Annotated in this window: 12 protein-coding genes; 3 read left to right on the forward strand and 9 right to left on the reverse strand. The window is 38.0% G+C overall.

Annotated features, from left to right (window positions below):
* Nucleotides 1-69: 69 nt before the first annotated feature.
* The 7 genes from atpA to EZ456_RS09180 form a co-directional block, all read right to left on the reverse strand.
* Nucleotides 70-1,644, reverse strand: a complete 1,575-nt coding sequence (gene atpA, locus EZ456_RS09150; protein WP_108197969.1) for a F0F1 ATP synthase subunit alpha — start codon at nucleotides 1,642-1,644, stop codon at nucleotides 70-72.
* A gap of 139 nt (nucleotides 1,645-1,783) precedes the next feature.
* Nucleotides 1,784-2,323 carry an ATP synthase F1 subunit delta gene (gene atpH / locus EZ456_RS09155; protein WP_131529417.1) on the reverse strand — a complete coding sequence of 180 codons (540 nt, stop codon included), beginning with the start codon at nucleotides 2,321-2,323 and terminating at the stop codon, nucleotides 1,784-1,786.
* A 92-nt stretch (nucleotides 2,324-2,415) separates the two neighbouring features.
* Nucleotides 2,416-2,910, reverse strand: coding sequence for a F0F1 ATP synthase subunit B (locus tag EZ456_RS09160; RefSeq protein WP_131529419.1), 495 nt, complete (start codon nucleotides 2,908-2,910; stop codon nucleotides 2,416-2,418).
* Nucleotides 2,911-2,997: 87 nt separating this feature from the next.
* Nucleotides 2,998-3,210 (reverse strand): ATP synthase F0 subunit C, encoded by a 213-nt coding sequence (gene atpE / locus EZ456_RS09165; RefSeq protein ID WP_025144011.1) that lies wholly within the window; start codon nucleotides 3,208-3,210, stop codon nucleotides 2,998-3,000.
* 42 nt (nucleotides 3,211-3,252) lie between these two features.
* The gene (gene atpB, locus EZ456_RS09170; protein ID WP_131529421.1) at nucleotides 3,253-4,383 is read right to left on the reverse strand and encodes a F0F1 ATP synthase subunit A; all 1,131 of its coding nucleotides are present in this window, start codon (nucleotides 4,381-4,383) and stop codon (nucleotides 3,253-3,255) included.
* Between the two features lie 14 nt (nucleotides 4,384-4,397).
* A complete protein-coding gene (locus EZ456_RS09175) occupies nucleotides 4,398-4,787 on the reverse strand; it encodes a hypothetical protein (RefSeq protein ID WP_225876507.1) in 390 nt (129 codons plus the stop codon).
* A gap of 196 nt (nucleotides 4,788-4,983) precedes the next feature.
* Entirely contained in the window at nucleotides 4,984-5,208 is a 225-nt protein-coding gene (locus EZ456_RS09180) for an AtpZ/AtpI family protein (protein WP_029279573.1), read from the reverse strand.
* A 110-nt stretch (nucleotides 5,209-5,318) separates the two neighbouring features.
* Here EZ456_RS09180 and porW point away from each other — a divergent pair, with 110 nt between their 5' ends.
* From porW to uvrC, 3 genes are all read left to right on the forward strand, one after another.
* Nucleotides 5,319-8,084: a type IX secretion system periplasmic lipoprotein PorW/SprE gene (gene porW, locus EZ456_RS09185; protein WP_131529423.1), complete on the forward strand. Its 2,766-nt coding sequence runs from the start codon at nucleotides 5,319-5,321 to the stop codon at nucleotides 8,082-8,084.
* 104 nt (nucleotides 8,085-8,188) lie between these two features.
* On the forward strand, nucleotides 8,189-10,408 hold the full coding sequence (locus EZ456_RS09190) for a transglycosylase domain-containing protein (RefSeq protein WP_131529424.1): 2,220 nt from the start codon (nucleotides 8,189-8,191) through the stop codon (nucleotides 10,406-10,408).
* A 201-nt stretch (nucleotides 10,409-10,609) separates the two neighbouring features.
* Complete coding sequence (gene uvrC / locus EZ456_RS09195) at nucleotides 10,610-12,421, forward strand: excinuclease ABC subunit UvrC (protein ID WP_131529425.1); 1,812 nt, start codon at nucleotides 10,610-10,612, stop codon at nucleotides 12,419-12,421.
* A 120-nt stretch (nucleotides 12,422-12,541) separates the two neighbouring features.
* Here the strand turns inward: uvrC and porN are convergent, their stop codons facing one another.
* Both porN and porM read right to left on the reverse strand, forming a co-directional pair.
* Nucleotides 12,542-13,456, reverse strand: coding sequence for a type IX secretion system ring subunit PorN/GldN (gene porN, locus EZ456_RS09200; RefSeq protein ID WP_131529426.1), 915 nt, complete (start codon nucleotides 13,454-13,456; stop codon nucleotides 12,542-12,544).
* 7 nt (nucleotides 13,457-13,463) lie between these two features.
* Nucleotides 13,464-14,996 carry a type IX secretion system motor protein PorM/GldM gene (gene porM / locus EZ456_RS09205; protein ID WP_131529427.1) on the reverse strand — a complete coding sequence of 511 codons (1,533 nt, stop codon included), beginning with the start codon at nucleotides 14,994-14,996 and terminating at the stop codon, nucleotides 13,464-13,466.
* Nucleotides 14,997-15,002 lie beyond the last annotated feature (6 nt).

The following is a 15,002-nucleotide window of genomic DNA, read 5'->3' on the forward strand; positions in this document are numbered from 1 at the left end:
ATGTGAGATATAAGATGTGAGACGTTTCCGGCCCAATCTCAAATCTCAAATCTCATGTCTCAAATCTTATTAATATTTACTTGAAATCTCTTTTGCTACTGTATCTAAAACACCAGTAATGGTATCGTCAAATTTACCAGCTTTTAGTGCCGCTAAAGTTTCTGGATGACGCATTTCCAATTGAGTTAAATATTCAGTTTCGAATTCTTTTACTTTATCAACCGGTACGCTACGCATTAGGTTTTTAGTACCTGCATAAACAATAGCTACCTGTTTTTCAACTGTAAAAGGAGTAAACTGAGCTTGTTTTAACATCTGTACGTTACGTGCACCTTTATCTAAAACCGATTTTGTTGCAGCATCTAAATCAGAACCGAATTTAGAGAAAGCCTCTAACTCGCGGTATTGAGCCTGGTCTAATTTTAAAGTACCTGCTACTTTTTTCATCGATTTGATCTGCGCATTACCACCTACACGTGATACCGAGATACCTACGTTAATAGCCGGACGGATACCAGAGTTAAACAAGTTCGACTCTAAGAAGATCTGACCATCAGTAATCGAGATTACGTTGGTTGGGATATATGCTGATACGTCACCTGCCTGAGTTTCGATAATTGGTAGAGCAGTTAATGAACCACCACCTTTTACGATGTGTCTGATAGATTCAGGTAAATCGTTCATCGCTTTAGCGATATCATCATTAGAGTTGATTTTCGCAGCTCTTTCTAACAAACGACTGTGTAAGTAGAAAACGTCACCTGGATAAGCTTCACGGCCCGGTGGACGACGAAGTAATAAAGATACCTCACGGTAAGCAACAGCTTGTTTAGATAAATCATCATAAACAATTAAAGCTGGTCTACCTGTATCACGGAAAAACTCACCAATTGCAGCACCTGCAAACGGAGCATAAAACTGCATTGGAGCAGGATCTGCAGCCGAAGCAGCAACAACAACTGTATATGGTAAAGCGCCGTTTTCTTCCAATGTACGTACAATGTTAGCTACGGTAGAGTTTTTCTGACCGATAGCAACATAAATACAAAACACAGGTTGGCCTGCTTCATAAAATTCTTTTTGGTTGATAATAGTATCGATACAAACGGCAGTTTTACCAATCTGACGATCGCCGATAACCAACTCACGTTGACCACGACCGATTGGAATCATTGCATCGATTGCTTTAATACCAGTTTGTAAAGGCTCATTTACCGGCTGACGATAAATTACACCCGGTGCTTTACGCTCTAAAGGCATTTCGTAAGTTTCACCTAAGATTGGACCTTTACCATCTAAAGGCTCACCTAAAGTGTTAACTACGCGGCCAAGCATACCTTCACCAACTTTAATAGAGGCAATTTTTTTGGTACGTTTAATCGTATCACCTTCTTTGATCTCGTCTGAAGCACCCAAAAGTACCACACCAACGTTATCTTCTTCAAGGTTTAATACAATACCTTGTAGGCCGTTTGCAAATTCAACTAATTCTCCCGATTGAACTTTAGTTAAACCGTAAACACGGGCAATACCGTCGCCCACTTGCAACACGGTACCAACTTCTTCCAGTTCGGTTTCTGATTTGAAGCCCGCCAATTGCTGTCTGATAATTGCCGATACTTCGTCTGGTCTTACCTCTACCATAATTTTACTTTATATCTTTTTGTAAATGTTTAGTGCTTAGCGCATGGCGCTTGGCATTTATTCGCCATCCGCTTATCGCAATTCTTTTTGTTTGGCGTTTGGCGCATGGCGTTATCCGCTATACGCTTATCGCCTCGCGCTATTGCGCAAATTCTTTTTTCAGTTTACTTAAACCGCTGGCGATACTTGCATCAAATTGTTTATCACCAACTTTCAATATAAAACCACCAATTAGTTTTTCGTTAATTTTTTCGTTAACAATAACCTGATTAGCTTTTAATTCTCTTTTTACAATTTCAATAATCTGCTCTTTAGCTGCCGGGCTTAAAGCACTTGCAGTAGTTACATCAGCAGTAACAATACCTTTAATTAAGTTATATTGTTGTATGAACTGTTTTGCAGTGGCAAATAAAATAGCCGAACGACCTTTGCTTACTACAATCTTGAAAAACGAGATGGTTAGTTTACTTACTTTATCAGCAAAAATACCATTCAAAATACCAGTCTTTTTATCTAAAGGTACGATCGGGTTTTTTAATATTGCTTCTAGTTCGGGGGTTTCATCAACCACTTTCTCAAACAAAACCATATCATTATAAGAAGTTTCTAAGTCGTTGTTTTCAACGGCTAAGTCTATTAATGATTTGGCGTATCTGCTTGCAACTTTAATTTCTGACATATTCTTAGGTGTGAGATGTGAGATGTGAGATGTGAGACGTGAGAACGAATCTCCTATCTAATATCTAATGTCTCAAATCTATTTTCTCAAAACTAGTTTAATTCAACGTCTTTTAACAAGTTTGCTACTAAAGCTTCCTGCTTGGTTTTATCATCTAATTGAGTACGTAAAACACGCTCTGCAATTTCTAATGATAAAGTAGAAACCTGGTCTTTAACTTCTGCCAAAGCTGCTTTCTTTTGGTTCTCGATTTCAATTTTAGCTTTCTCGATCAATTTAGCACCTTCAACCTGAGCTTGTTTTTTAGCTTCGTTTAAGATACCATCTTTTAAAGTTTTAGCTTCCTTCAAAATTTCGTCACGTTCTGCACGAGCTTGTTGCATCAAATCTTGATTCTGGCTGGTTAAACGAGCCATTTCTTGTTTGGCTAATTCAGCTTTGTTAAGCGCCTCATCAATGCTTTGCTCACGTTCGTGAATAGCACCTAAAATAGGCTTCCATGCAAATTTTCTAAGTAATATCAATAAGCAGATGAATGCTATCGACGTCCAAAAAACCAATCCTATGCTTGGGGTTACTAATTCCATTTTATCTAATTTTTAAAAACAATCTTTTTAATAGGGCTGGGTAAATAACCAATCGTTAAATACCCAACCTAATTTCTTCAGTGATTATTAACCGTTTAAGCCTAATAATGCAACTACTACACCGAATAAAGCAGCACCCTCAATAAGGGCAGCAGCGATAATCATTGCAGTCTGAATTTTTGATGCAGCTTCTGGTTGACGAGCAATACCTTCCATTGCTTTACCACCTACTTGACCGATACCGATACCTGCACCGATTACTGCTAAACCGGCACCAATTGCCGCGATTGAACCTACCATAACTAATTTAATTTATATTAATTTGTAAAAAATAGTTTTCTGTTAATGATGCTCTTCTACTGCCATACCAATAAACAAGGCAGTTAATAATGTAAAAATAAAGGCCTGTAAAAACGCTACAAGTAATTCTAACACATCCATAAATAAAACGAATGCAACAGAAACAGGAGCAATAGCCAATGTTTCGAAAATAAAAATTAAGGATATTAAACTTAATACGATAATGTGACCAGCTGTAATATTTGCGAACAAACGAACCATTAAAGCGAATGGCTTAGAAATGATACCAATTAATTCAACAGGAATCATAATCGGATATAACCAAAAAGGTACATCTGGTTTAAAAATGTGTTTCCAGTAATATTTGTTACCATTAATATTAACAATGATCAAAGTTCCAAGTGCCATTACGAAGGTCAGAGCAATATTACCTGTAACGTTAGCACCACCTGGGAAAATTGGAATCAAACCAAATAAGTTGTTGAATAAGATAAAGAAAAACGTAGTTAATAAATAAGGCATAAACTTAGCGTATTTATGGCCGATGTTCGGCTTAGCAATATCATCTCTTACAAAAACGATAATTGGCTCTACAAAAGATTGCAAACCTTTTGGTGCCTTACCCACACGTTTACGATAAGAAGCTGCCACTGAAATAAATATTACAAGTATTACAAAAATCGCAACGAACATTGCTGCAACGTTTTTAGTAATAGAGAAATCTAAAACAGATTTACTCGCTTCCTCATCGATTTTTCCATCAGCACCAACTACTTTAATATGATCTTCCTCTAAACGATAGTTATTGTATTTACCATTATAATCATGTTCTCCATGATGGAAATTACCGGAAGAGAAAACCTCTAAACCATTAGCCGTATATAAAATTACCGGAAGAGGTAATGAAGTATGCCCCCAAAGATGCCACATATGTGAATCGGCAATGTGCTCCATGATCACTTTAGTTGGCTCGAATTTCTCTTCACCATGTTTAGCAGCGCCATGCTCACCAGAAACTGCTTCGGCAGATCCGGCTACAACACTATCAACAGGAACAACAGCGCTATCAACCTGAGCGAAAGTATCAATTTTGATAGATAAAAACGCGATTAAAAGCGTAAAAACAACAATTAGTCTTTTAACTTTCGACACAAAAACTTGGTTACAATCCATTTATTGGCAGTTTTTTACTTTAAATTTTGGTGGCGCAAGTTACGTAACAAACAGTAAATTTCAAAGGCCGTAAACAATAAATATAAAGAAAAAAAATTAAGCAGAAATATTAGCCCAATTCCCTTCGCTTTTATACTGTAAATCAATACAAAAGCCATACAAAAAATCATCTTCACTGCAATTGATCCCATAATAGCCATTACACCTACTTCAGGATCGCGTTTTATACCAATATCAACAAGCATATAAGCCACGTAAGTTATGCCGGCCAAAAAGCCAAACATCACCCAAAAGTTATTTACGAACAATTGTTGATTAGGAAATACGACAGGTAAAATGGCAATTATACCTATTAATAGGCCTACGAAAATGAAATAGATACTGGTAAATTTGGCTAGAGTCAAGGTATAATTTCTTAGCAGATAAAAACTTCGGCAAAGATAAGGTTTTTAGTATCAAGTAAGTAGTGAGATTGGAATTATTGTTTAACGGTTTGAATTGGTTAATCTGTTAACTGGAGGCTGACATCCTATGGCTGGATTGTTAAATTGCTTTTCTGCTAAACGCAGGACAGCAAATTGAAAACTGCCAACTGAAAACTTACGGTTTAGTGGCCTGCCTAATGGCCTGATATAATGCAATCCCTACCCCTGCCAAAGCAAAAGCTGCAGTAATTAAGTTGGTTTTACTGTTTCTGTGCTCGTCAATCTTGTAACCGATAAAGGTTAGCAGACCAATGGTAGCAATCATTTGGAAGCCAATAGCAGAATATTTTGCGGCTGCATTTACCTTTTTCTTTGTATCTTCTTCTTTCGGATTTTCCATTTTTTAATGCAATAATTAAATTAACTTTGAATAATTAAAATTTGTTGCCAAATAAAATATTTTTCTACATATATTGTTTATTGTATATCCACCTAAGAGATTTATCATACTTGAAAAATTACGCTAACAAAAACTTAAATCCCTTCTTCATCTTTTTTAGTGTCCTCCTTATTTATGGCTGCGTCGCAAATAAAGATACGGCAGTAGATCGCAGGTTTCAAAACTTAACGGCAAGGTATAACTATATCTACAACTCCAATGTTTTATTAACAGAGTACAACGAGAGCCTGTTACAAAGTTATGCAGATAATTATGAAAAAACCTTGCCCGTTTACCTGGATCCTGAGCCTCAGGTAAATCTGGTGCTTACCCCAGGAGTAGCCAATAAACAGCTCGATGATGTAATTACAAAAGGACAAACCGTTATAAACGATAAAAGTTTTAGTAATTATATTGATGATGCCTATATGCTTTTGGGCAAGGCGAATTACTTAAAAGGCAACTATTTTATTGCATCAGAATACTTTGATTATACGGCAAAAACTTATAGCAATGATTTAAAAACATTTATTATGGCCATGAACTGGAAGGTACGTAGCCAAATGCAATTGAACAATATGGTGCTTGCCAATAAAATCCTCGATACCATGTTGCGTGCTTCTGATGAGTTAAAAAAAGATCTGGCAGAACCATTGGCTACTGCCGCTCAGATGCGTATTTATCAAAAACGCAATAAAGAAGCCATCTTGTTTTTAGAATCGGCAATTGCACTTCCGGCCGAAAAGCAGCTGCGCATACGCTGGCGCTTTATCCTTGCGCAGTTGCAAGAAAAAGAAAAAAATCTTCAGGATGCCTATGCCAACTTCACCAAAGTGGAAAAAAGCAATGCTCCTTTCGAAATGTATTTTCATGCCAATTTAAACCGGATTAAATTAAAAGCATTATTAAGTGGCGTAAATCTGAACAAAGAAGAACAGCTTTTAGCATTACTTAAAGACGATAAAAACTTCGATTATACCGATCAGATTTATTACCAGGTAGGAGAACTTTTTTCTGCAGAAGGAAACTTTGTAAAAGCCGAAGAGAACTACCATAAGTCGATTTTAAAAAGCACCAGAAATCAGAATCAAAAGGCACTATCGTACTTAAGAATTGCAGATTTAAACTTTAAAGAGTTTAACAACTACATTAAAGCAAAGTTGTATTATGATAGTACAGTAATGATTTTGCCCAAAAACTTTCCTGATTACGACAACATTGTTAAAAAAGCCGATAACCTGAAATATTTGACTGATAGGTACACCATTATCGCAAAAGAAGATACTGCCCGGGCCATAGCTAAACTTCCGGCAGGCGAGCGTGAGGCAAAGGTTAAAGCTTATTTAACCCCAAAAGTTGAGGTTAGTAATACAGGAGGAGTAATTAGTAACCAGTATTTAAACGACCCCAATTTCCCAAATCAATCGTTAAATGCTTCGAACAAAATTGCCGGAAATACCTTTTACTTTAACAATAATGCAGCGATAAGCACAGGTTTTGGCGATTTTAAGAAACGTTGGGGCAACAGGCAGCTGGAAGATAACTGGAGGCAAAGCACCCGGTCTTCTGCCCAGGAGACCAACCAGGTTTTGGCAGGAGGAAATGTAGCCACAGGAATAAAACCCGCAAACGGAGAAACCAATCAGGCGGCACAGGACCAAACTTCATTAGAAAAACAATTTTTAGACGGCCTGCCTACTACTCCGGCACTATTGGCTACGTCTGATCAAAAAATTATTGATGCCTATTTCGAAATCGCCAGCTTTTATCAACAGGAACTGAACGATAAACCTGAAGCAAACAAGATATACCTTGAACTGATTAAAAGGCATCCAGATAACAATCATTTAGTTGCCATTTATTACAGTTTATACCTTAACTATAAAGGTGCTGATGAGGCAAAATCTGATCAGTACAAACAGTTGGTGCTTACGAAATTCCCAGAATCTAATTTTGCAAAGAATATTTTAGACCCATCCTATTCTTCCAAACAAACTGAAATGGAGAATATTGCCATCAACAATTACAATGTGGCCTTTGATGCCTATGCGAAAAAAGATTATGCAAATGTGGTAAAACAGGCTGACGATAATATTACTGCTTTTCCCAATAATGATCTGGCCCCGCAGTACGCCTATTTAAAAGCAATTGCTATCGGTCGTACAGCAAAGGTTGATCCCCTGCTTACCGAATTTAACCTGATTACCACGCTTTATCCAAACGATAAAATTATTACACCATTGGTACGCGATCATTTAAAATACATTGAAGCAAACCTCGAGGAATTTAAACAAAGGCCGGTTGCTCTTGTCGATTTTGATGCCAATGCGCCGCGTTTTGTGAGCCAGGCTACGCCAATTGCTGTTCCAACAAAACCTTTGGTAACCGATAATGCCACTTTAAAAACAGCAGAACCTGCTCCTGTAGCTAAGCCTGTTGAGGTTAAGCCAGCCGATCCTACCAAACCGACAAGCATTTTCAGCGCAGCTAAATCAGAAGAATACTATTATGTAATAGATGTTGCCGATGTAACCTTAACCTTAAGTTCATCTCGTTTCGGAATAGGCCAGTTTAACCGTGGAAATTACCCCGATAATGATTTGGAACATAAATTGGTAGAGTTAGATAATGATCAGCTGATTTACATTACGAGTTTTATCGATCTTGAAGACGTAAAAATTTACGAATCAAGCATTATAGGCCAATTAAAGAACATTATGAAAGTTCCGACCAACTTATATAAAGGTTTTATCATCAGTAAAGAAAACTTCGAAAAGCTAACAGACCGTTCGCGTATTAACGAATATCTGGAGTTTTTAAAAGACAATTACAAATAAGGAACATGGTTTAAGCGAGTAGCGAAAAACCTATTCTATAAAAAATTAATAAATTTGCATCCAAAATCTTCTATTCTGGAGGTTGATGGAAAATACAACACAAAATGAATAAGTCTCTTTCTGCACAAGAAACAAAAAGATATAGTTTAGTCATCTGGAAAATACTGATCGGGGGAATAGCCCTTTTTGCGATTTTCATTTCGATGATCGGCTTGGGTCTTTTTGGTGCACTCCCCTCTTTCAGGGATATCGAACACCCAAAAAGTAATCAGGCTTCAGAAATTATTGCAGAGGATGGTCGTCCCTTAGGTACTTATTTTGTTCAGAACAGATCGAATGTTACTTATAAAGATATTTCCGAAAATGTAATTAATGGGTTAATTGCGACAGAAGATACCCGTTTTAAAGAACACTCGGGCATAGATTTCAAACGTACCTTCACCATTATCGGTTACAATTTAATCGGCAAAAAGCAAGGTGCAAGTACCATTACACAGCAATTGGCTAAAAATCTTTTCCCAAGAGAATCGAACCTAAATTTTTTCTCCCTGGTGTTAACCAAGTTTAAAGAGTGGATTGTTGCCGTTAAATTAGAGCGTAACTATACCAAAGAAGAAATTATTACCATGTATTTAAATACGGTCGATTTTGGTAATCAGGCTTATGGCATTAAATCTGCGGCAAGGGTTTATTTCAATACCACTCCCGATAAATTAACCCTAACACAGGCGGCAACTTTAGTGGGCATGCAAAAAGGAATTACCATGTATTCGCCAACCCGCCATCCAGAGCGCTCAAGAAACCGTAGGAATACTGTAATGGCGATGATGGTTAAATCTGAGCTCTTAACCCAACAGGAATTCGATGAGCAAAAAGAAAAACCTTTAAACCTACATTTTAATGCAGCAACCGTTAACGACGGTATTGCACCATACTTCCGTTCGGTATTGAAGAATGATATCAAAAACATTTTTCAGGAACAATCGATTACCAAACCCGATGGTACACCTTACGATTTAGACCGCGATGGTTTGAAAATTTATACCACATTGAATTATGATATGCAGGTATATGCCGAAGAAGCGCAAAAAGAATATATGAAGATTCTACAAGCGCAGTTTATCGCCAGTTGGAAAGGTAGAAATCCTTTTAAGGATAAAGCTTTACAAATTGAGCAGGGCGTTAAAAGATCAGATCGTTATAAATCGTTAAAACTGGAAGGCAAATCGGACGATGAAATTAAGACCGATTTTAACACCAAAACAGAAATGAGCATTTTTACCTGGAAGGGTAATATTGATACGGTGATGAAACCGATTGACTCTGTGCGTTATTACAAAATGCTTTTGCGTAATGCCATGATGACGATGGACCCAACCAATGGCCACGTGAAAGCATGGGTTGGGGGGATTAATTACGAGCATTTTAAATATGATCAGGTTAAAATGGGAACCAGACAAGTGGGGTCTACAGCAAAACCGTTTACTTATGCGGTTGCGATCGAAAATGGTTATTCTCCGTGTTACACCGTACCAAATGTGCCAGTAACCATTGACGGTTATGGAGATCCATGGACACCTAGAAACTCAGGCAAACCTTTACCAGGAAATATTACCCTACAAAAAGCCTTGGCCTACTCTCAAAATTTTGTTACTGCTTATTTAATGAAACAAGTTGGTCCGGTTGCAGTATCTACATTGGCTACCAAAATGGGTATACCTAACGTTCCAGCGTTTCCATCTATCTGTTTGGGTACATTCGATTCGTCAATTTATAATATGGTTGGGGCTTATGGCGCTTTTGCAAATAAAGGAACCTATACCAAGCCGATTTATTTATTAAGAATTGAAGATAAAAATGGGGTGGTATTATTTTCTCAAAAGGAAATACCAAAACCAATAATGAGCGAGGAAGTTGCTTATGTAATGACCAGAATGCTTAAAGGTGTAGTGACCAACGGAACCGGATCGAGACTGAATTATAAATACAAAGTAAACGCGCCTATTGGAGCTAAAACAGGCACTACCCAAAATAACTCAGATGGTTGGTTTATGGCCATCACCCCTCAGTTGGTAACAGGTATCTGGACAGGTTGCGAAGATAGGGCATTCCACTTTATCAGTACCAACCAAGGTGAAGGTGCCAATACAGCGCTGCCAATTTTTGCAGGTTTTATTAAAAGGGTATATGCCAATCCAGCGCTAAAAATTAGCCATGCTGATTTTGAGGCACCAAAATCTGGCGTTTCCATCACTTTTGATTGTAACCAATACCAACAACAGGAAGAAGGTGCAACAGAATTGGATGAGAAGTTAGGGTTTTAATACGATGGCTTTGCGTGAAGGATAGCAGTGGAAATCCTTTTGTTGTACGCCTTGAGCGCAGCCAAAAGGCAACAAAAGATTGTAACGGATAGCCTGACCCTTTTCCCGAACTTTCGGGATTGGGGCACGCCCAAATTATAAATACAGCAATCGGTTCATTTTAATCAAAACTATCACTCTCTAATCCTATTTTTGTAAATAATGAGCAGTTTCGACCATAAAACAGCATTAACCGCAATTCCACATAAACCCGGTGTTTACCAATATTGGGATGCTGATGGAAAGCTCATGTATATTGGAAAGGCAAAAGACCTGCGCAACCGTGTGGGCTCTTATTTCAATAGCGACAGAAACCAGTTTAATGGCAAAACAAGGGTACTGGTATCTAAGATCCGTAAAATCACTTTCACCATTGTTGATACGGAAATTGATGCCTGGTTGCTCGAAAATAGCTTAATTAAAAAACATCAGCCAAAATTTAACATCAACCTAAAGGACGACAAAACGTATCCGTGGATTATTGTTAAAAATGAGAATTATCCCCGGATTTACTGGACAAGGAAAGTGATTAAAGATGGTTCTACCTATTTTGGCCCTTATGGCTCGATAGGCATGATGCATACCATTTTGGATCTGATTAAAGAAACCTATCCGCTACGTACCTGCAGCTTGCCCTTAACAGAGAAAAATATAGCTGAAGGAAAATTTAAAGTTTGTTTAGAGTATCAAATCGGCAATTGTAAGGGCCCCTGTCAAAATTATCAGACCGAAACCGACTATGATAACAACATAGGTGAGATTAAAGAGATCCTGAATGGTAAAATCGGAAATGTAATCCGCGAGGTTAAAGGGGTTATTAAATCGGCATCAGAAAACCTCAACTTCGAACTGGCGCATCAATATGCGAGGAGGTTAGAAGTACTGGAGAAATACCAGAGCAAATCGACCGTGGTAAATAGTGCCATCACCAATGTTGATGTAGTCAGTATTGCATCGGATGAACGTTATGCTTTTATAAATTACCTGAAGGTGATGAATGGAACGATTATTCAGACGCAGACCATAGAGGTTAAAAAGCAGCTTGACGAGAGTGATGATGAGATTTTAACATTGGCCATGTTAGAGTTCAGGACAAAATTCAACAGTACATCCAAAGAAATTATTGTTCCTTTTGAACCTTCCTTGGAAGATGAAAGTTTAAAATTTACAGTACCGAAGCTAGGCGAGAAGAAAAAACTCTTAGAACTTTCACAGAAGAATGTATTGTTCTTTAAAAAAGAGAAACTCAATCAATACGAAAAGTTAAATCCCGATTTACGCACCGATCGCATTTTAACTACCATGCAGAAAGATCTGCGTTTAACGCAGCTTCCAAAACATATAGAATGCTTTGATAACTCCAACTTTCAAGGAAAATATCCGGTTTCGGCAATAGTTGTTTTTAAAGATGCAAAACCATCAAAAAAAGACTACCGCCATTTTAATGTGAAAACCGTAGAAGGGCCTAACGATTTCGCGACCATGGAAGAGGCGGTTTTCCGTCGCTATAGGAGAATGTTGGATGAAGAACAGACTTTGCCTCAACTTATCATCATTGATGGCGGTAAAGGACAGCTTTCGTCGGCTGTGAAGAGTTTAAAGTTATTGGGCATAGAAAACAAAGTTACCGTAATTGGCATTGCCAAACGTTTGGAAGAACTGTTCTATCCTGGCGATTCCTATCCATTGTATTTGGATAAAAAATCGGAAACCTTAAAAGTGATACAACAGCTACGTGATGAGGCCCACCGCTTTGGGATTACCTTCCATCGCAAGAAACGCGATCAAGGGACACTTAAAACAGAACTCGAACAGATTGAAGGTATCGGCAAAACAACAGCTGATAAGTTGCTAACCCATTTTAAATCGGTTAAGAAAATTAAAGAAGCTACCGAAAAAGAACTGGCAGAAGTACTGAATAAAAAACAGATGATTACGCTTCAGGCCTATTTTAATCAGGAATTGCGCTTTTAATCCCGATTCTCTCTTTGAAGAGGATTAAGATTTCTCCTCCAAAGGAGCTCCATTGGAGCATTACGGCCGAAATGCGATATAGCAAAAAAGGCTCCGATTTATCGAAGCCTTTTAATAAGTTTAGTATTCCCAAAGACCTTGTTCGTAATCAAGAACAGATTTTTTGATCCTTTCTGACTCGTACAACCTCTCTCTAGGATCGGTAATAATATCTCTGATCTTATTGTCTCCAGGGTTTGACTCTTTTACAATATAGCTGCTAAATAAGCGACGGATAAAGAAATCATCGAAGCTCAATGAAGAAGCATCGTTATTGGTATTGATTAAACGTTTCTTCGTTAAAATCTCTCTAGCCTCTGGATAGTAGACCCAAAATACGGGCTGCCATTGTTTAGAAACCTCATTGTATTTTAATGGTGCAATACCTACAATACGTGGCTCGAAAACAGAACGTTTGGTATCGAAAATCCAGTCTTCTTTAATTCTGAATTTCAAGAATAACTCAGGATTAAAATCATTAACTACAGTTGTTACTGTTCCAGTTTTATTATTTGAAACTTCTGCTGTTCCTAAAGCCGATTTGGAAGCAGAATCTGCCGACATTGGGTTAAGAAAAGCATCATCTTCGTTCAATGCACTGTCAATTGGTGAATACGCAGTTAATTCGTCTTTCTTAATCGCTGCAATTAATACGTCAATTAGGCGAGATTTAGGCGATTTTAAGGCCGAGTTAACCGTATCACGCAAGTCGATTTCTCTCCAGATCCGTTTTGCATAAAAAACATCCTCTTCTCTTACATCTGCCAAAGGAACCATTTCAGTACTGTCAATGTCCTTACGGGCATAAAAACCATCTTTAGGCGGTACCTTAAGTTTCTTTTTAGCTGTTTTAACAGGGGCTTTCACCGTATCTGCCACAGCGGGTGCAGCAACAACTGGGGCAGCTTTCTTTGGTGCTAACTTGGTTGGCTTTTTTTGTGCAAAAGCAAACTTGGTTAACAAAACTAAAATGACAATACTTAAAATCCTTTTCATCTTCTTCTTATTTTACACTAAACGCTAATGAAGGCAAAATTCTTTGACGACCATCTGGCCCTACAGAAACAATATCTTCAAAAAACACCCTTGTACCAGGCGTAATTGAGTTTATTGCACCTTTAACCGCACCAGCAAAACTTCCACCACTACCTGCAATGGTAACAGCATCAGAACGAGGTTTTATAATTGTTAACTTATAACGTTGTATTTTAAACTTAACATCGAAAGGAAAATCATCCAGATCTGCTTCAATTTCAGTTTCGCTTTTTAACTGTACCGAAGCCACATCGCCTCCAGCGCGGCCACCAACTTTAGCTACCGGAGCTGGAATGGCTTTAACCCTGAATTTTTGTGAGCCTAAGCTAACGGTTTTCCCAGCATTACTTGCCGATACATTGATGGATACTTCCTGCCCAACCATGCTTCCCGGAACGTTAACATTATAGTTGCCATTACCACCAGACATTGAGCCTCCAGAAATAGAAGCACGAATACTTTCTAATGGGAAACCTGCTGCCGATACTGTAAATGGATTGGCAATACCTGCATAAATTACATTCAGTTTAGTTGATGAAACAGATGCAGATGGTTTCGCTACCTGATAAGTTTGTGGTTGAGTTTTATATTCCTTTACCTGACCATCAGTTTGGCGAACACGAACAGTACCAACCCATGTAAATTGACCAACGCTACCCGTACCGCCGCTATAAGTTCCTTTGCCATCTTTAATAGATAATTTGTTTCCGTTTACGGTAATATCAGGAGTTGATCTTGAATCGCTGGCTGTTAAAAATACTTCAGCAGTATAAGGTTGTCCCTGGATTACGTAAGAAGTAGGTGCTACTGCAACTGCCGCAAACTGATCCAAATTTACCTGTGCCTTATCCATGTTCCCGAATAACTTTCTGACCACCTCTGCTTCAGCATTTTTGGTGTCTGTTTGCAGTTTAGTTAAAATTGTCATTGCAGCAGTTAATGGCGTTCCCTCACCAAAGTAAGTTTCCTGCCAATTGCCTTTTCTTTTTCTTGCAGGATCTTTAGCTTCAAGAGAGAATGAAACATTCGCCCTATCATCCTTATCTAACAAAGAGATTAATTTTTCGCGTGTGGCGTTAATCCTCTTTTTCAACTCATCTGCTTTCTTTTGATTGATCATGATATTCTGTGCAATATCCTGATTTGATCTATTTACCAAATCGCCAGTTTCCGAATCAATTCCATCACCTGCCTGGGTAAATTCTTTTTTAATGCTTTCAATATAATTATTCAAATCATCAGCGGCCTTCTGTGCCTGTTTTGCCTTATCGTAAATTGGCTGTGCACGGGCTGGCTCTTCTTTCAACTTCGAATTTTCGAAGGCAGAAAATAACTGATTAATACTTGTATTTACATTGTTTTTAGAAGTATCCAAACTATCGTTGATATTTTTGAATGCATCTAAAATGGTATCTGATACGTTTAAGGCGAGCATGGCCAACAATACCAAATACATGATATTGATCATCCGCTGCCTTGTTGTTTCTTTTCCGCCTGCCATGTTTGA

It is taken from the genome of Pedobacter psychrodurus (assembly GCF_004331735.1).
In the GTDB taxonomy this organism is placed as follows: Bacteria; Bacteroidota; Bacteroidia; order Sphingobacteriales; family Sphingobacteriaceae; genus Pedobacter; species Pedobacter psychrodurus.